The following is a 17942-nucleotide window of genomic DNA, read 5'->3' as shown; positions in this document are numbered from 1 at the left end:
ACCTGTTCTCGCTCGGCGTGGTCGCCGTGCTCACATTGGCCGCCTGGCGTCTCACCCGGTCAGAGATCGGGCGGAGCTTCGTCGCCGTGCGCGACCGCGACGTGGCGGCGGCCAGCCTGGGGATTTCGATACTGCGCGTGAAGCTGGTCGCCTTCGCCGTCTCCTCCTTCGTGGTCGGGGTCGCCGGGGCGCTCTGGGCCTTCGCCTATCTGCGCACGGTGGAGCCGGCCGGCTTCGACCTCGACCGCTCGTTTCAGATCCTCTTCATCGTCATCATCGGCGGTCTCGCCTCGATCCGCGGCGCCTTCCTGGGCGCCGGCTTCATCGTGGTCTTCCCGCTGATCCTCTCGCGACTCGGCCAGGCCCTGTTCGGCGATCTCTTCGATTCGGGCGTGCTCGAGAACGCCCAGAAGATCGTCGTCGGCGGCCTGATCATCGCCTTCCTCATCGCCGAACCCGCCGGTCTCTCCGCCCTCATCGCGCGGCTGACCCGGCGCCGCCCCACCTGAATCCGGACCAACCAGGAGCCTTTCATGTCCTTCAAGAAAACCATCAGCCGGCTCGCCCTGGCGGCGGCCCTCGCCGGCAGCCTCGGCAGTATCGCCGCCAAGGCCGAGGGCGGCGGCGGGATCTATTTCCCGCTGCAATCCTATCGCGTCGGCCCCTATGCGGCGGGCGGCACCGGCTTCTTCGGCGGCTTCATCGACTATCTCAACCTGATCAACCAGCGCGATGGCGGCGTGAACGGCGTCAAGCTGGTCTGGGACGAATGCGAGACCGAATACAAGGTCGAGCGCGGTGTGGAATGCTACGAGCGCACCCGCTCGACCCACGGCCCGAACGGCCCGGCGGCCTATAATCCCCTCAGCGTCGGCATCGCCTATGCCCTGATCGACCGCGCCACCGCGGACAAGATCCCGCTGATCACGATCAACCACGGCCGCACGGATTCGACCGACGGCCGCGTCTTCCCCTATGTCTTCCCGCTCCAGCTCAACCCGTGGAGCGAGGCTTCGGCGACCGTCAATTATATCGGACAGCAGCTCGGCGGGCTCGACAAGCTCCAGGGCAAGAAGATCGCCGTGCTCTATCACGGCTCGCCCTACGGCAAGGAGACCATTCCGATCTTCGATCTCCTGGCCAAGAAATACGGCTTCGAGGTGACCCAGATCGAGGTGCCGCATCCCGGTAACGAGCAGCAGGCGCAGTGGCTCGCCATCCGCCGCCTGAAGCCCGAATATGTCGTGCTGCGCGGCTGGGGCGTGATGAATCCGGTGGCGCTGAAGACCGCGGTGAAGACCGGCTTCCCGGTCGATCACATCATCGGCAACGTGTGGTCCAATTCGGAAGAGGACGTGATCCCGGCCGGCGAGGCCGCCAAAGGTTACGTCTCGGTCACCACCCATCCCTCGGGCACCGAATTCCCGGTCGTGAAGGAGATCGAGGACAAGATCTACGCCAAGGGTCTCGGCAATCTCGAGGACAAGAGCCGGATCGGTTCGGTCTACCACAACCTCGGCATCGTCAACGGCATCCTCAACGTCGAGGCGGTCAGGATCGCCCAGGCCCATTTCGGCAACCGGACGCTGACCGGCGAAGAAATGCAATGGGGCTTCGACCACCTGGTGCTGGACGACAAGCGGATCGCCGAGCTGGGCGCCACCGGTCTCGTCCAGCCGCTGCATGTGACCTGCGCCGATCACGAAGGTGGCGGTGCCGTGAAGTTCCAGCAATGGGACGGCAAGAAGTGGAACGTGGTGAGTGACTGGGTCGCCTCCGACCGCGCCCTGCTGCGCCCACTGATCGAACAGTCGTCCGAAGCCTATGCCAAGGAAAAGGGCATCCAGCTTCGCGACTGCTCGGTCGACAAGCCGTCGTAAGGCAGCAGCCCATGACCGGGACACCGCTGCTCGTCGTCGAGGACATCGAGGTCGTCTACCAACAGGCGATCCTCGCCCTGCGGGGACTGTCGCTGACCGTCGAAGCCGGGCAGGCGGTGGCCCTGCTCGGCGCCAACGGGGCGGGCAAGAGCACGGCCTTGAAGGCCGTCTCCAACCTGCTGCGCGCCGAGCGCGGCCGCGTCACCCGCGGTCGCATCCTGTTCGAGGGGCGCGACATCGGCCGTCTCGACAGCGCGGACCTGGTCGAGGCCGGCGTGATCCAGGTCCTCGAAGGCCGCCACTGCTTCCCGCAGCTCACGGTCGAGGAAAACCTGGTCAGCGGCGCCGTCTCGCGCCGGCTGCGCGGCAAGGCGCTGCGGGTGGCGCTGGAACGGGTCTACGACCTGTTCCCGCGCCTGGTCGCCAAGCGTCACTTGAATGCCGGCTACACGTCGGGCGGCGAACAGCAGATGGTGGCGATCGGCCGCGCCCTGATGGCGAGGCCGCGCCTGATCGCCCTCGACGAGCCTTCCATGGGCCTCGCTCCCCTGGTGGTCGAGGAGATCTTCGAAATCCTCCATCGCCTGCGTGACGAGGAGGGGATCAGCCTGCTGATCGCCGAACAGAATGCGGCGGTCGCCCTGAAACATGCCGACCACGCCACCATCATCGAGAACGGCCGCGCCGTGATCGACGGGCCGGCCGCTGCAATCGCCGCGAGATCCGACGTGCGCGACCTCTATTTCGGCCTCAATTCCAGCACCGGAGTTCCGTCATGACTGTCCATGAATCGATCAAGGCGCCCGAAGGCGTGCCCGGCCTGCCGCGTCCGGCGACGCCCGCCCATGTCGTCAAGTCCGACGCAGAAGCGATCGAAGTCGCCCACCGCGTCGCCGCCGAACTGCTGAAGGGCGCTTCCGAGCGCGATCAGCACCGCAGCCTGCCGGTCGCCGAAGTCGATCTTTATTCGCAGAGCGGGCTGTGGTCGATCAACGTGCCGAAGAAATTCGGCGGGCCGGAAGTCTCCTACAGGACCCTGGTCAAGGTGATCGAGATCATCTCGGCCGCCGATCCCTCGATCGGTCAGATCACCCAGAACCACCTCGGCATCGTCGCCGCCATCCGCACCGTGTCGGACGAGGCGCAACAGGCGCTGCTGTTCGGCGAAGTGCTGAAGGGTGTGCGGCTCGGCAACGCGTTCTCTGAATTCGGTTCGAAGCGCGCCGCCGATTTCGAGACCAGCTTCACCGATCACGGCGATCACGTCGTCGTGACCGGCAAGAAATTCTATTCCTCGGGCGCCATCCTGGCCCATCTGGTGCCGATCGTCGCCACCGACGACCAGGGCCGCGCCTGGTACGTGATCGCCGACCGCAATGCCGAAGGTCTTACCGTGATCAACGATTGGTCGAGCTTCGGCCAGCGCACCACCTTCTCGGGGACGGTGATCATCGACCACGTCAAGGTGCCGAAGGATCACGTCGTGCCCGGTTACAAGGGCTACGAGAAGCCTTCGGCCGATGGCGCCATCTTCCAGATCATCCAGGTCGCGGTCGATACCGGCATCGCCAAGGCGGCGATCGACGATACGATCGACTTCGTCAAGACCAAGAGCCGGCCCTGGATCGACAGCGGTCTCGACAAGGCTGCCGCCGATCCCTACACGATCCAGGCGATCGGCAGCCTGACGCTGCGCCTCCACGCCGCCCAGGCCCTGCTCGACAAGGCGGCCGAGGCGATCGACGACGCGCTCGTCGAGCCGACGGCGGAAAAGGTCGCCTGGGCGCAGATCGTCACCGCCGAAGCCAAGGTGCTCTCGACCGAGATCGCGATCGAGGCGACCAACAAGCTGTTCGAACTGGCCGGCACCCGCGCCACGCTGGCCGAGCATAACCTCGACCGCCACTGGCGGAACGCCCGCACGCATACGCTGCACGACCCCGTGCGCTGGAAATACGCCATCCTCGGCAACTATTTCCTGAACGGCGTGAACCCGCCCTTCCACGCTTGGAGCTGAGCGGTCCCCAAGAAGAACCCCCGGCATCGCAAGATGCCGGGGGTTTTCTCTTGTGTTCTCGTTCAGGCCGCGATCTTGCCGGCGGCGGTGGCGTCGGGCACTTCGATCAGCTTGCCGCTGCGGACATCGTAGATGAAGCCGTAGACCGGGATGTCGCCCGGCACCAGCGGGTGGCTGCGGATCCGCTTCACGTCCTCGACCACGCTGCCGGCGAGGTCGCCGATGGTCAGCCAGTTGATGTAACGTCCGGCGACAGAACCGCCCTTGTGCTGCGGGTTGCTCCATTTCTTGCCGTCGAAATGCGCGGTCGAGAGGTCGTCGGCCAGGAGGTCGCCGATCACTTCGGTGGTGAAGAGTTCCATGCCGCAGTCGGTGTGATGGATGACGAACCATTCCCGAGTGCCCAACAGCTTGTGCGAGATCACCAGGGAACGGATGGCGTCGTCCGATGCGCGGCCGCCGGCGTTCCGGATCACATGGGCGTCGCCTTCCGCGAGGCCGGCGTATTTGGCCGGATCGAGGCGGGCGTCCATGCAGGTCAGGATGGCGAAGCCGCGGGCCGGTGGCAGGGCGAGGCTGCCCTTGTCGCCGAAGTCGGCGGCATAGGCCTCGTTGGCCGTCTTCACTTCATGCAGAATCTTGCTGTCGCACATGGTCGTACTCCGTCTCAGAAGGAGAGTTGCAGGGAGGCGTAGAGGCCCTGCTGGTCGGCTTCGTTGGCGATCGATCCGGCGTCGACATAGGCGACGGTGACCGAAACGTTCTTCACCGGGAAATAGGCGACGTGGATGTCCTTCCAGTCGTTTTCCTTGGCGAAGCCGAGGTTGTCCGGCTTGAAGCGATATTCACCGCCGATGACGAAATTCGAAGTCAGCAGATATTCGAGCGAGAGTTCCGGCTGGATTTGATAATCGTCATGCCCCGGGCCGCCGAAGCCGAGCAGGCCGAACTGATTGGCCTTGGTGAAGCGAAGCGTCGCATTGGCGAGCAGCTTCCAATCGAGGATCGCCTTGCTGGCGGCGACGTAATAGTCGATGCCGCTGCTGTCCCGGGCGCCGATCGCGCGCAGGATGCCTTCCTGGCCCGAATCCTTGTACTGCAGGCCGGCGGAAACCTGGGGCAGCCACCATTTCTCCTGGTCCAGGGCGTCGCCGAAAGCGCGGACCTTGAGCCCGGCGATATTGGTGAAGAAGGTGCGGTCCTTGCCGATGCCGAGTTTGGTGCCGATCGACTGGGTATCGAAGCCGAGCTGGGCGAAGGAGACTTCGACCCGGTTGAACAGGCCGAGGGCGACGCCGGTCGAGGTCAGGGCATAGTCGTTGGTCTTGGCATAGGTCGTATAGGCGCTGCCGCCGATGGCATCACCCGAGCCATAGCCGGTGATCAGCGCCCAGGCGGCGAGGCCGCCGCCGCCGGCCCCTTCGATCGTATTGACGCCGCCGGTCGCGGTCGGCCGGGCGGAATCGAAGAGGTCGCCGGCATGGGCGGGCAGGGCGGCGGCGAGCAGGGGCAGAGCGAGGGCGGCCGCGCCGGCGAGGCGCGTTACGAAATCAGACATGAGAAAACTCCAGCAAAGGTGACCGGTGCCCGGGCGGGCACCGGTGATGGCGCGGTCAGCTCCAGGGATGGCGCGGGGCGGACACGCCGTTCAGATAGAAATTGCCGATGTGATAGGGCTTCCAGCGTGCCGGATCGTGCAGCGTGTGAACCCTGCCGTTCCGCCAGTGGCGATCCAGGTTGTGCTCGGCCAGGGTCGAGCGGGTGCCCGCCAGTTCGAACAGGCGGTTGGCGGCGTCGAGGGCGATCCGGGTCGAGAGCACCTTGGCTTCCGCGGTAGCGACGGTCGCGGCGTTCACCTTCTCCTCGCTCGGCTCGGCCAGGGCCTCGTCGATCAGGCGGCCGGCCCGGTCGAGCAGGGCTTCGGCGGCATGAAGGCCGATTTCGAGTTCGCCGATCGCCTGGATCGCGAAGGGGTCCTCGCTCGCCTTGTCCTTGCCGCTGTCGATCCAGGCGCGCGACTTCGTCTTGACGAAGGCGATGGCATCCTGGAGCGCGCCGGCGCCGATGCCGGTGTCGATCGCCGCCTGGATGAATTGCGAGATGGCCCCGGCCGCGGTCGGCCGCTCGAACACCTTGATCGGGATGATTCGGCTCCTGGGCACGCGGACATTGTCGATCGCGACACTGCCGGACGCCGTGGTGCGCTGGCCGAAGCTCGACCAGTCGTTGGTCACGGTCAGGCCCGGTGCCTCGCGGTCGGCGAAGGCGATGTAACCTTGCCCGTCCGTGGTGACCGAGATGATCGGCACGATATGCGCGAAGAGGGCGCCGGTCGTATAGAACTTCTTGCCGTTGACCACGGCGTCGTCGCCCTCGAAGCGGATGATCGTCTCGAAGGCGGCGACATTCTTGCTGTGCAGCTCGGAGAAGGCGTTGCCGAAGCGGTAACCCTTCAAGACCAGGCCGAAGAGGTCGCGCTTCTGGTCCTCGGTGCCGTCGAGGGCGAGGTGGACGCTGAGCACCAGGTGGTTCTGGGTGATCTGGCCGATCGCGGGATCGGCGGCCGAGATGGTCTCGATCACCTTGCCGAGCGTCGCATAAGAGACGCCGGCACCGCCGTATTCCTTGGGGATGTTGATGCCCCAGAGGCCAGACTGCGAATAGGCGTCGAGCTCGGCCAGCGGCAGGAGACCTTCGCGGTCACGGAGCGCGGCTTCGGCGGCGAATTGCGGCGCCAGCTCGCGGGCGATGGCGATGGCTTCGGCGTCCGAGCGGACGACATGGGCGGGGACGATCGGCTTGGGCCGGGCCTGGAAGGGTTCGGGGGAATTGACCCGGGGCGCGGTGGCGGGGTCGATCCTGGGGATCACGGTCATTGTCTTGGCCTTTGCGAAAAGAGATCGGGGGCTTCAGCGCCCGGTGGCAAGGGCGGTGGCACGACAACAACGGCATGCGGTGCAGGCGGAGCGGCGAAGCTGGTCTCTGGGCATCGGCATGAAGGCGACCTCTTAAACACGTGTAATCTCTGGAAATCCACTTCTTGTCTGGATTTCAGATCTGACTACAGCAATGTGTGTGCCAATTGAGGCGGCGGGGGGTGTCTCGGGCCGAAACTGGCGCGCGTCGCGGTGTCGCCCGGGGCATGGTCAGGCGATAAGAACATCCGCTACCTGTGTAACTGTACAGATCCAGGCAGCCACGGTGCAGAACAGTCGAAATCGGGACAGGCCGGAGGGCCGCGTCGTGGCCGGGCGCGGGACTGCCGGATTGCGTTCGCCCTCTCGTCGGCTCGGATGAACGGGCCTATCCTGTGGCCGTCGCGGAGAGGGCTATGATGGACGGTCAGGAATTTGTCGATCTTCTCAAAATCGTCGTCCGCGACGGCACGGCCAGGGGCGAGATCGAGGCATTGGGAAAGCCTCCCGGCAGGCGACCTCGAGACGAATTGGTGGCCCAATCCGTTTGGTTCAATTCGTTGAGTGACGATGATCGAAGGATGCTCTCTTCCATCATCGCCGACACTGCCGATCTTGCTGTATTTAGATTTCTCTGCGTGCTCGATGGTGTTGTGGCGATCGAAGACACACCCGACAAGGGCCGGCTGGAGCTTTCCTTTGTGAAGGGGAGGGCGACCGTGCTCAATCCCGAAGAAGGCGAAATGCTGCACGATTTCTGGTAATGCGCTTCCGCCGCGGCGGCGAGGAACGCGCCGCGGCACGTGCGGCGGGTCGAGGCCCCGATGGAAGCCTCCGGGATGCCGACTTGAGAAGATCGGAAAACCTGATCCAATGAGGCGCCGCGAGGTGCGGGACGGGAGAATAGTGGCGATGCGGCAGGGTATTCCGGCCGGCGTCTGGGCGTTGGGCTTCGTTTCGATGCTGATGGACATTTCTTCGGAGATGATCCACGCCCTGTTGCCGGTCTATATGGTCACGGTGCTCGGGACCTCCACCTTCGCGGTCGGCGTGATCGAGGGCATCGCCGAGGCGACGGCCTCGATCACCAAAGTTTTCTCCGGCGCGCTCAGTGACTGGCTCGGCCGGCGCAAGCTGCTCGCAGCCCTCGGCTATGGCCTGGCGGCTGTCACCAAGCCGGTCTTTCCACTGGCGGGCTCGCTCGGCTGGCTGGTCGCCGCCCGTTTCGTCGATCGGGTCGGCAAGGGCATCCGGGGCGCGCCCCGTGACGCCCTGGTCGCCGACCTGGCACCGCCGGAACTCCGGGGCGCCAGCTTCGGGCTGCGCCAGTCGCTCGATACCGTCGGCGCCTTCGCCGGTCCGCTGCTGGCGATCGGCCTGATGGCACTGACGGGGGACCAGTTCAAGGCGGTGTTCTGGGTCGCCGTCGTTCCCGCCGTGCTCTCGGTCGCGGTGCTGGTGGTCGCGGTCCGGGAACCCGCCCGGCCGGCAGGTGCGGGCCGCGTCCGCATGCCGCTTCGCCGCGCCGAACTGGCCAGGCTCGGGCCGGCCTACTGGCGCGTGGTCGCGGTCGCCACGGTCTTCACCCTGGCCCGTTTCAGCGAAGCCTTCCTGGTGCTGCGGGCACAGTCGGTCGGCCTGCCGCCGGCCCTTGTGCCCGCCGTCATGGTGGTCATGAGCCTCGCCTATGCGCTCTCGGCCTATCCGGTCGGCATCGTCTCCGACCGCATGGACCGGACGGTGATCCTGCTGACCGGGCTTCTCCTGCTGGTCGCGGCCGATCTCGTCCTCGCCTTCGCGGGGGGCGTCGTGGCGCTCGGCGTCGGCGTCGCGCTCTGGGGCCTGCATATGGGCTTCACCCAGGGCCTGCTCGCGACCCTGGTCGCCGATACGGCACCGGCCGAGCTGCGGGGTACCGCCTTCGGCCTGTTCAATCTGGTCACCGGCCTCGCCCTGCTGTTCGCCAGTCTCCTGGCCGGCGCGCTCTGGGACCTGGCCGGGCCGCGGGGCACCTTCCTCGCCGGCGCCGGCTTCGCCGCCCTGACCGTGCTAGGCCTCATGGCGATCCGCGGGCGGCCGGCGCATGAAGGGCGACAGAAACGCAACGCCTGAAATATCTCGAACGGCTGCGCGGCGGCTGACCGGCGTCAATTCATAATTCCGCAAGTCTATGTGAACGGATTGAGCTGGATATAGATCCGAATGTCAGCACATGCTCACAAACAACCTGCATAAGTTGACAAAGCGAGTGTTATGCAAAATATTGATGTAAATAATGGCGCTGGCTGGCGGCCTGTCCTGGCCGAAGTCCGTGCCGCCCTGGCCGAAACCGCGATCAAGCGCGACCGCGCGGGCGGCACGGCCAAGGTGGAACGCGACCTTTTCCGCCGCTCCGGCCTGCTCACCCTGGCGGTGCCGGCGGCCTTCGGCGGCATCGGCGCCGATTGGGCCACCGTCTTCGAGGCGGTGCGCCTGATCGCCCAGGTCGATTCTTCCCTCGGCCATCTCTTCGCCTTCCAGCATCTCCAGGTCGCCTCGGTGCTGCTCTATGGCTCGGCCGAACAGCAGGAGAGCCTGTCGCGCGCCACGGTCGAGCAGGGCTGGTTCTGGGGCAATGCGCTCAATCCGCGTGACCCGCGCACCCGCCTGGTGCCAAACGGCAGCGGCTATCGCCTGGACGGAACCAAGAGCTTCTGCTCCGGCGCCACGGATTCGGACCATCTGCTGGTCTCGGCGCTCGATCCCACCGACACGCTGCGGATCGTGGCGCTGCCGACCGACCGATCCGGCATCACGGTGCTGGACGATTGGGACAACATGGGCCAGCGCCAGACCGACAGCGGCACCGTGAGCTTCGAGGCGGTGGCGGTCGACGGCGCCGAGGTCCTGGGCCCGCCCGGCCCCGGTGGCAGCCCGCGGGCCACCCTGCGCGCCTGCCTCGCCCAGGCGATCCTGGGCACGCTCTATCTCGGCATCGCGGAAGGCGCGCTCGCCGCCGCGGTCGATTTCACGCGCGAGAAATCCCAGCCCTGGCCGGCTTCCGGCGCCGCCACCACGGTCGAGGATTCCTACCTGCAGCTGCGTTATGGCGAGTTGCAGGTCGACCTGGCCGGCGCCCAGGCGCTCTCCACCCTGGCGATCGCGGCCCTGCAGAAGGCCTGGGACCGGGGCGAAGCCGTGACGCCGACCGAACGGGGCGAGGCGGCGCTGGCCATCGCCACCTTCAAGGTGGCGGCGGCGCGCGCCGGGCTCGACATCACCAGCCGCCTGTTCGAGCAGACCGGGGCGCGGGCGACCGCCGCGCGATATGGGCTCGACCGTTTCTGGCGCAACCTGCGGACCCACACCCTGCATGATCCCCTGGATTACAAGCTGAAGGAGATCGGCAGCTTCGTCTTGACCGGGGCGGTGCCCACCCCCGGCCTCTATTCCTGAAGGGGGGGCGATGGCGCAGCCGACCCGGCCCGATGACGGCGTCTTGCGCCTCGGCCCGCCCGCGCCCGGCCACGCCCGGATCGCCGCGCGGGCCAATGCCATGGTGTTCGAGGATCCGGCTTCCCGCGCCCTGAAGGCCGAGTTGGACCTCCTGGCCGGCAGCGACGTGACCATTCTGGTCACGGGCGAGACCGGCACGGGCAAGGAACTGGCGGCGCGCTATCTCCACGAAAGGGGCCGGCGCGCGAGCGGCCCCTTCGTCGCCGTCAATTGCGGCGCCCTGCCGGAAAATCTGATCGAGGCGGAACTCTTCGGTTACGAGAAGGGCGCCTATACCGGCGCTCAGCAGGGCCAGTCCGGCTGGTTCGAGGCGGCCGAGGGCGGCACCCTGTTGCTCGACGAGATCGGCGACCTGCCGCTCGCCCTTCAGGGCCGGCTGCTTCGCGTCCTTCAGGAGCGCGAGGTGGTGCGGGTCGGTGGGCGGCGCGCCTTGCCCCTGAACATCCGCGTGATCGCCGCGACCAACCGCGACCTCTGCGCCGAAGTGGCAGTGCGCCGCTTCCGCCAGGACCTCTATTACCGCCTCGGCATCGCCACGGTGGCTTTGCCGCCGCTGCGCCAGCGTCCGGGCGACATCGGGCCGCTCGCGCGTCACTTCCTCGCCACCCATGCCGCCGCCAAGGGGCGGAATGTAACAGGTTTCACGACGGAGGCGTTGCACCGCCTCGTCCGCCATCCTTGGCCCGGCAATATCCGCGAACTCGAGAACACCGTCCACCGTGCCCTGCTGGCCAGTCCCGGGCCGCTGATCGAGGCGGCGGCGCTTCGTCTTGGCGCCGGGATGCCGGCGGCGGACGCGGCCAATCTCGAATCCCGCCTGGCCGGCCTGATCGAAGGAGCGATCCTCGAGGGCGAGGCCGAGCTGTTCGAGCGGGTAATCGGCCAGGTCGTGCGTAGTGCCTTCGACCTCGCCGGCGGAAACCAGCTACGCGCAGCGGACTCGCTCGGCCTGTCGCGCAACGCCTTCCGGACCCGTCTCGCCGAACTCGGCGTCATCGCGCCGCGCCGCAGCCGTGGCGCCGGCACCGTGGCACCGGTCGAGTTGCGCATCGGTTGCCAGCCCTATGGTGCCGCCGGCCTGCTCCGGGCCAGGCCCGGCGTCGCGGCACGGCTGGCCCGCCAGGGATTTCGTCTGCGCTGGGTCGACCATGCCGCCGGGCCGCAATTGCTCGACGCCCTGGAGCGGGGCGAGATCGATTTCTGCTCGACCGGCGAGGTGCCGCCGATCCTGGCGCAGGCGGCGGGCGTGCCCTTTGTCTACGTCGGCTGGGAGGCGCCGGCACCGGCGGCGGAAGGCCTGGTCGTCCGCGACGGCAGCGGCATCGTCGATGTTGCCGACCTGGCGGGCCGGCGCATCGCCGTGAACCGCGGCTCCAACGTGCATTACCTGCTGATCGAGGCGCTGGCGGCCAGAGGCCTCGGCCTCGACGACGTCGAGATCCAGTTCCTGGCCCCCGACCTGGCCCGGCACCGGCTCGAATCTGGCGCGGTGGATGCCTGGGCGATCTGGGACCCGCTGCTCGGCGCCCTGCTGCACCGGGGCGGCTTCCGCCTGCTGCTCGACGGCCGCGACCTAGTGCCCAACCGCCAATTTCATCTGGCGGCGGCGGATTTCGGCCGGCGCCATCCGGCAGCCCTGGAGGCCCTGCTCGGCGAACTCCGGGCCGCCGGCGACCACGCCGCCGCCAACGCCCCGACCCTGGCCCGGCGTCTGGCTGGGCCGACCGGCCTTTCCGCCGCCGACCTGGCACCTTTTCTGGCCCGCCAGTCCTGCGACGCCGGCCGCCTGACCGAAACCGTGGTCCGCCAGCAACAGGTAATCGCCGACCGCCTCCGCGCCCGCGCCCTGATCCCCCACCGGATCGAGGTCGGCCAAGCCGTCTGGCCGATCTGACCGCCGCGGTCGGACCATGCCCTGAGAGCAATTGGCCCGGGGTTACTGGCCAGGCCGGGCTTTCGAACGGGCGGTCAAGCGGCCACCTGAAACAGCAATTTGAAATGACACCAGGCCCCCGCAACCACTGATAACGACACCCCCGCAGGCCCCGCCGCGGGGGTGTTCGCTTTTTGGGCCGTCCAAAATTGGGGCCCAGATCAACTAACCACGGATTTCTGCTTCCAGCTGGATGAAGCAAGGGGGGCAGGTCACCGGCTGAGTAGTTTCCGGGGCTGCCCCACGGGGGAGGAAAGGGGCAGGGTGCGGTACCGTGGCGAATCGTGCGACGCGGGCGGTGCCGAGCCTTTCTCGCGCCGGGTCGGAAGGAATGGATGAGATGATACAATGGCGGAGCGCCCTTGGTGGCGGCTCCCCGGCGGGCTGGCGGGCACGATGCCGCAGCGGCCCTTCCGACGTTTTCGTCTAGGTGCGGGATTTGTCCCCGGAGGCCCCCGGGTCGGAGGCGTCGGCACCGGGCCAGAAGCGGCTGCTCGAGCGATTCTGGCGTAGCGCGTCCGGCTTCTGGCGGGGGCGGTCGTCCTGGCGTGTGTGGCTGCTGGTCGTGCTGATGATCGCCGTCATGCTGCTCCAGCTGTTCACGCTCTATGGCCTGAACTACTGGAACCGCTATTTCTTCGACGCGATCGAGCGCAAGGACGGCGAGCAATTGTGGCGCCAGGCGGTGCTCTTCGTGCCGCTGGGCGCCGGCAGTCTGGCGCTGGCCGTCATCTCCGTCTGGGCCCGCATGACGACCCAGCGCCGCTGGCGGGCCTGGCTCAGCGCCCATCTCTATGACTATTGGCTGGACCGCGACCGCCATCGGCAATTGCGCTTCATGCGCGGCGACCATCAGGGGCCGGAATACCGGATCGCGGAAGATGCCAGGGTGGCGACGGACCTGCCGATCGACCTCGTGCTCGGGCTGTTTTCCTCCTGCCTGACCGCGATCACCTTCATCGGCGTCCTTTGGGGGGTCGGCGGGGCCCTGCCGCTCGGGGCGAGCGGCCTGACGCTGCCGGGCTATCTGGTGATGGCGGTCGTTCTCTATTCGTTTGCCCTGACCGTGACGATGATGATCATCGGCCGGCACCTGACCAAGGTGATCACCGAGAACAAGCGGGCCGAGGCTCACCTGCGCTCGGTCGGCGCTCATCTCCGCCAGACCGGCGAGGCACCGGCCCAGCCCGACGCCGCGGGCGGCGGCCGCCGGGCGATCGGCGCCGCGCTGGACGACGTCATCCGGCGCTGGCGGGCCTATTGCTGGCAGTTGATGCGGATGACCCTGGTCACCCACACGAATGGACTGCTTACGCCCATCGTCGGCCTTCTCCTCTGCATGCCCAAATATCTGACGGGCGCGATGACCCTGGGCCAGGCAGTCCAGGCCGCCGCCGCCTTCGTCATGGTGCAGGGCGCCTTCAACTGGATCACCGACAGTTACGGCCATCTGGCGGAATGGACCGCCTCCGCCAACCGGGTGGCATCCCTGCTGCTGGCGCTCGACGAGGTCGATCGGCCGGGCCAGGCGCCGGGCATCCATCTGATCGCTGGCGCCGGCCGCAAGCCGTCCGCCGCCGAGCTGCGGCAGGTTGCGCCGGAGTAAGCTGTGCCTGCCGCGATCTCTCCTACCGTTTCGCACCCGCTCGGAGTCGGCATGAACATTATCCGTCTCTATGGCCGTGTTCTCGCCCTGCTCGGCGGGGAGCGGCGCCTGGCCTGGGCCCTGGCCCTGGCGAATGTGGCGCTGGCCTCGGCCCAGTTCGCCGAGCCGGTCCTGCTCGGCCGCATCATCGACCGGCTGACCGGAACGGAAGGCTCCCATGCGGCGCCCCTGTGGCCGCAGATGGTGCCGCTGCTCGCGGCCTGGGCGGGTTTCGGCCTGTTCACCATCGTCTGTGGCACGCTGGTGGCGCTTCACGCCGATCGCCTGGCCCATCGCCGGCGCCAGGCGGTGCTGACCGATTATTTCGCCCATGTCCTGCAACTGCCCCTGTCCTATCACGGCAATACCCATTCGGGCCGGCTGCTGAAGGTCATGCTGCAGGGCACGGATTCGCTCTGGGGTCTCTGGGTCGGCCTGTTCCGCGATAATCTGTCGTCCTTCGTCTCGCTTCTCGTCCTGCTGCCCGTCTCGCTGGTCATCAACTGGCGGCTGGCGCTGCTGCTGATCCTGCTCACCGTGTTCTTCGGCCTGCTCACCGCCCTGATCGTGCGCAAGACCGGGACCCTGCAGGGCTCGGTCGAGCGCCACTACGCCGATCTGGCGGAGCGCGCGGCCGATACGCTCGGCAATATCGCGCTGGTCCAGAGCTTTGCCCGGCTGGAGGCGGAGGTCACCGACCTCCGCCGGATCGTCGGCCGTCTGCTGGCGGCCCAGATGCCGGTGCTGTCGTGGTGGGCGCTGGCGGTGGTGCTGACCCGCACCTCGACCACCCTGACGGTTCTCGCCATCATCGTCGTCGGCACCTTGCTGCATCTCGACGGGCGGGCGACGGTCGGCGAGATGGTCGCCTTCATGACCTTCGCCAGCCTGATCATCGCCCGGCTGGAGCAGACCGTCAGCTTCGTCAGCCGGGTCGTGCTCGAGGCGCCCCGGCTCGCCGAGTTCTTCCAGGTCTGCGACACGGTGCCGGCGATCCGCGACATGCCCGATGCGGTCGACGCCGGGCGGTTGGTCGGCCTGGTCGAATTCAAGGACGTGACCTTTTCCTATGACGGCCAGCAGCCGGCGGTCGAGGGCCTGTCGTTCAAGGCCCTGCCGGGGGAGACCATCGCCCTGGTCGGCGCCACCGGGGCCGGCAAGTCGACCGCCATCGCCCTCCTCGACCGGGCCTTCGATCCCCAGTCCGGGGTGATCGAGATCGACGGCATCGACATCCGCCACCTCACGCTCCAGTCCCTGCATCAGAATATCGGCGTGGTCTTCCAGGAAGCGCTGCTGTTCAACCGCTCGATCGCCGAGAACCTGCGCGTGGGCAAGCCGGATGCGACCGAGGCCGAATTATGCGCGGCCGCCCGCGGGGCCCAGGCCCTGGCCTTCATCGAGCACAAGTTCAAAGGCTTCGACGGCCTGGTCGGCGAGCGCGGGCGCTCGCTCTCGGGCGGGGAACGCCAGCGTCTTTCGATCGCCCGGGCGCTGCTGAAGGATCCGCCGATCCTGATCCTGGACGAGGCGACCAGTGCCCTCGACGCCGATACGGAGACCAAGGTGATGAAGGCGCTCGACGAAGTGATGCGCAACCGCACCACCTTCGTCATCGCCCACCGCCTGTCCACGGTCCGCGACGCCTCCCGCATCCTGGTCTTCGACGCCGGGCGGATCGTCGAGGCCGGCACATTCGACGAGCTCGTGGCGGCCGGCGGCCGCTTTGCCGACCTCGCCAAGGCACAGTTCATCGCCGTCAAGGCCGATCCTCGGCCGAGCTGAACGGGTGTCGACCCGTCGAGGTGCAGGCCCTCCTGGTCCTGTCATCACCCCGGATCGCCCCCGGGTCGATCCGGGGTGGATTCAAGACAACCCTCGAACACGCGCCCGCGAGAATTGCAATCGAACCCCATAGGTATTGTCCGATACTTACGGAATCGTCTCGCGGGCTCTAAGGTCAGGCGTTTTGATGATCGAAATTCGATTTCCGTTTCCGATCATTTCGTATCCTCTTCATTGGGCGGCGCCGACGGTTGTCGGGCGACCCGCCGGGAGCAGTGTCATGAAATCCCCCACCCAGGTTCATCGCAACGCACGGAAGCTCAACCGTACCCTGCACCTCGCCAGCGACAATGCCGGCAAGACGGGCGAACTGGCGGTCGCCGCCGGCCGTGTCATCAGCCATCGCATGACCCTGGGCACCAAGGCGCTGATGAACCCGGCCGCCGCCGATCACGCCGAATTCTCGCGCATGATCCCGGAGAAGATCGGGGCCTTTTCGGAAGCGGGTTCGATCTGGCTGCGCTGGTCCGGCCGGATCGCCGATCAGGTCGCCCGCTATGTCCGGCGGGAAATGGCCTTGGCCGACAACGCGGTCGCGGCCGTCGCCGGCTGCCGCTCGCCGGCCGGCCTGGTCGCCCTGCAGCAGCAGGCGGCGACGGACTGGCTGGAACGGGTATGGTCGCAGTCGCTGTCGCTCGGTGCGCTGGTGATGCGCTCGCAGGGGGCCGCCCTGGCGCCGGTGCTGCGGACGGCCACGGCGAACGTGCACCGCCTGGATCGCTGACCCGTCCCTCGGCGCGCAGCCGACAAGGCAAGGGGCGCTCCATCGCTGGAGCGCCCCTTGCTTTAGGTTTCGGTCAGGGCTTCGCGGCATCCTTGAGGGCACCGACAAGGTTCTGGGCCTTGCCCGCGACCTTCTCGGCCTTGCCGTCGATCTGCAGCTTGGCGTCGCCGACGGCCTTGCCGACGGCTTCCTTGATCGAGCCTTCGACCTGCTTGGCCGATCCGACGATACGATCCTTGTTCATGGGCATTCTCCTTCGTGTTGAGGGATCAGGGGGTGTTCTTCTTGGCGCTGGTGCCGATGGCATCGCCGGTCCTGGAAATATCTTCGCCGGCCCCCGCCACGGTGTGGCAGGCCGCGATCAGCGGCGCAGCCCCCAGCAGGGCGAGCAGAGTGAGGGCCAAGGGCATTGTCTTCTTGAACATGGTGGTCACCTTTCGGGAACGGTGGGGTGGGAAGGCCGGTCGGATGCCGGTGTGTCTAGATGCGTCCCAGCAACATCAGGGCGACGACGACGACGACGGCGATGCCCAGGCCGCTGCTCGGGAAGTAACCCCAGTCGGCACTGTGCGGCCAGCGCGGCAGGGCGCCGACGAGGAACAGCACGAGGATGATCAGTAGAATGGTGCCTAGGCTCATGGTCTGAACTCCTTAGGAAGAATGGCGCGGGCGCGTGATCTGCGGGGTGTCGCGGCCGAGCTCGCCGCTGCTTCGATGGCCGGCCCCGTCGCTGTTCCCGCCTTCATGAGCCTGTCGCTGCCGCTTTGCGGCCAATGCCGGTCTATGTATCGTAGTGTAGTGACGATCGCGCCTTGGCCATAGAATCGGAAAATACTCATGCGCCGACTTTCTGGCCGTCTTCTTCTCGGCGGCCGTACCGGGGGCGAAATACCGCGCCCCCGGTACAGCTGATCAGACCAGGCTGATTAATTGGCGTATTTGAATTCGGGCAGCGCCTTCAGCGATTCCTTGGTTGCGCCGCGCAGCATCATCTGCTTGTCCTGGACCTGGAAGGAACTGTAGGGCACCACGACATATTTCGTGCCCATGCCCAGGAAGCCGCCGACCGACAGCACGGCGAAGGGAACCCTCTCGCTGTCGGTGACGATCAGGTCGTCGATCGTGCCGATGGTCTCCTTGGCTTCGTTGATGACGCTGCTGCCCACGACCTTGGAGGTACGGTAGCCGGTGGCCAGCGACTGCGGGTCGACGCGGGTCAGCGCCATGGTCTGCGGCGTGCCCTGCGCGAAGGCGGGGACGGTCAGGGCGGCGGCGATCAGGGCGGCGCCGGTCAGGGTATAGGTGAAGCGTGTCATGATGTTTCCTCGGGGTTACTTCTTCGGGCTGTTCTGAGCGGTGGCGGCGGCACTCTGCGCGGCGCCTTCGGCCTTTTCGGCCTGGCCCTCGTTGGCCAGCCTGGTGCTGCCGGCGATCTTGCCGGTGATGGTCGCCATGGTGCCTTCGGCCTGCTTGGCCGCACCGGCGATA

18 protein-coding genes are annotated in these 17942 nt (G+C 67.1%); 11 read left to right on the top strand and 7 right to left on the bottom strand.

The genetic code is table 11. The features are described 5' to 3' along the window. The 4 genes from WC493_RS16405 to WC493_RS16390 all read left to right on the top strand — a co-directional run. Positions 1 to 509: branched-chain amino acid ABC transporter permease (locus WC493_RS16405; RefSeq protein WP_373066628.1), on the top strand; the 509-nt coding region annotated here is incomplete at its 5' end. A 24-nt stretch (positions 510 to 533) separates the two neighbouring features. Continuing rightward, a complete protein-coding gene (locus tag WC493_RS16400; protein ID WP_373066626.1) occupies positions 534 to 1880 on the top strand; it encodes an ABC transporter substrate-binding protein in 1347 nt (448 codons plus the stop codon). Between the two features lie 11 nt (positions 1881 to 1891). Then, positions 1892 to 2659: an ABC transporter ATP-binding protein gene (locus tag WC493_RS16395; RefSeq protein ID WP_373066625.1), complete on the top strand. Its 768-nt coding sequence runs from the start codon at positions 1892 to 1894 to the stop codon at positions 2657 to 2659. Continuing rightward, entirely contained in the window at positions 2656 to 3897 is a 1242-nt protein-coding gene (locus WC493_RS16390; RefSeq protein ID WP_373066624.1) for an SfnB family sulfur acquisition oxidoreductase, read from the top strand. The genes WC493_RS16395 and WC493_RS16390 overlap by 4 nt, the downstream gene beginning before the upstream one ends. 62 nt (positions 3898 to 3959) lie before the next feature. Here the strand turns inward: WC493_RS16390 and WC493_RS16385 are convergent, their stop codons facing one another. Genes WC493_RS16385 through WC493_RS16375 form a run of 3 tightly spaced genes read right to left on the bottom strand, consistent with a single transcriptional unit; the run spans position 3960 to position 6773 of the window. Further along, complete coding sequence (locus WC493_RS16385) at positions 3960 to 4550, bottom strand: beta-class carbonic anhydrase (RefSeq protein ID WP_373066623.1); 591 nt, start codon at positions 4548 to 4550, stop codon at positions 3960 to 3962. A 14-nt stretch (positions 4551 to 4564) separates the two neighbouring features. After that, entirely contained in the window at positions 4565 to 5455 is an 891-nt protein-coding gene (locus tag WC493_RS16380; protein ID WP_373066621.1) for a DUF3034 family protein, read from the bottom strand. Positions 5456 to 5510: 55 nt separating this feature from the next. Beyond that, entirely contained in the window at positions 5511 to 6773 is a 1263-nt protein-coding gene (locus tag WC493_RS16375; protein WP_373066620.1) for an SfnB family sulfur acquisition oxidoreductase, read from the bottom strand. A 455-nt stretch (positions 6774 to 7228) separates the two neighbouring features. On the opposite strand from WC493_RS16375, the gene WC493_RS16370 reads away from it, so the two are divergent. The 7 genes from WC493_RS16370 (at position 7229) to WC493_RS16340 (ending at position 16454) form a co-directional block, all read left to right on the top strand. Further along, positions 7229 to 7576 carry a hypothetical protein gene (locus WC493_RS16370; RefSeq protein WP_373066619.1) on the top strand — a complete coding sequence of 116 codons (348 nt, stop codon included), beginning with the start codon at positions 7229 to 7231 and terminating at the stop codon, positions 7574 to 7576. Between the two features lie 148 nt (positions 7577 to 7724). Next, positions 7725 to 8924, top strand: a complete 1200-nt coding sequence (locus tag WC493_RS16365) for an MFS transporter (protein ID WP_373066618.1) — start codon at positions 7725 to 7727, stop codon at positions 8922 to 8924. Between the two features lie 141 nt (positions 8925 to 9065). Beyond that, positions 9066 to 10247 (top strand): acyl-CoA dehydrogenase family protein, encoded by a 1182-nt coding sequence (locus tag WC493_RS16360; protein ID WP_373066616.1) that lies wholly within the window; start codon positions 9066 to 9068, stop codon positions 10245 to 10247. A gap of 10 nt (positions 10248 to 10257) precedes the next feature. Further along, positions 10258 to 12201: an aliphatic sulfonate ABC transporter substrate-binding protein gene (locus WC493_RS16355; RefSeq protein ID WP_373066615.1), complete on the top strand. Its 1944-nt coding sequence runs from the start codon at positions 10258 to 10260 to the stop codon at positions 12199 to 12201. A gap of 589 nt (positions 12202 to 12790) precedes the next feature. After that, entirely contained in the window at positions 12791 to 13846 is a 1056-nt protein-coding gene (locus WC493_RS16350) for an SbmA/BacA-like family transporter (protein WP_373066614.1), read from the top strand. Between the two features lie 51 nt (positions 13847 to 13897). Then, positions 13898 to 15670 carry a glucan ABC transporter ATP-binding protein/ permease gene (locus WC493_RS16345; RefSeq protein WP_373066612.1) on the top strand — a complete coding sequence of 591 codons (1773 nt, stop codon included), beginning with the start codon at positions 13898 to 13900 and terminating at the stop codon, positions 15668 to 15670. 280 nt (positions 15671 to 15950) lie between these two features. Further along, positions 15951 to 16454, top strand: coding sequence for a phasin family protein (locus WC493_RS16340; protein ID WP_373066611.1), 504 nt, complete (start codon positions 15951 to 15953; stop codon positions 16452 to 16454). A 73-nt stretch (positions 16455 to 16527) separates the two neighbouring features. Here the strand turns inward: WC493_RS16340 and WC493_RS16335 are convergent, their stop codons facing one another. From WC493_RS16335 to WC493_RS16320, 4 genes are all read right to left on the bottom strand, one after another. Next, a complete protein-coding gene (locus tag WC493_RS16335; RefSeq protein ID WP_373066610.1) occupies positions 16528 to 16698 on the bottom strand; it encodes a CsbD family protein in 171 nt (56 codons plus the stop codon). A gap of 25 nt (positions 16699 to 16723) precedes the next feature. Continuing rightward, on the bottom strand, positions 16724 to 16879 hold the full coding sequence (locus WC493_RS16330; protein ID WP_373066609.1) for an entericidin A/B family lipoprotein: 156 nt from the start codon (positions 16877 to 16879) through the stop codon (positions 16724 to 16726). A 55-nt stretch (positions 16880 to 16934) separates the two neighbouring features. Further along, positions 16935 to 17093 (bottom strand): DUF3309 family protein, encoded by a 159-nt coding sequence (locus tag WC493_RS16325; protein WP_373066608.1) that lies wholly within the window; start codon positions 17091 to 17093, stop codon positions 16935 to 16937. Positions 17094 to 17380: 287 nt separating this feature from the next. Continuing rightward, the gene (locus WC493_RS16320) at positions 17381 to 17770 is read right to left on the bottom strand and encodes a PRC-barrel domain-containing protein (RefSeq protein WP_373066607.1); all 390 of its coding nucleotides are present in this window, start codon (positions 17768 to 17770) and stop codon (positions 17381 to 17383) included. Positions 17771 to 17942 lie beyond the last annotated feature (172 nt).

Source organism: Zavarzinia sp. (assembly GCF_041650655.1).
Classification (GTDB): domain Bacteria; phylum Pseudomonadota; class Alphaproteobacteria; order Zavarziniales; family Zavarziniaceae; genus Zavarzinia.
This window is presented reverse-complemented; position numbering and strand designations above follow the sequence as displayed.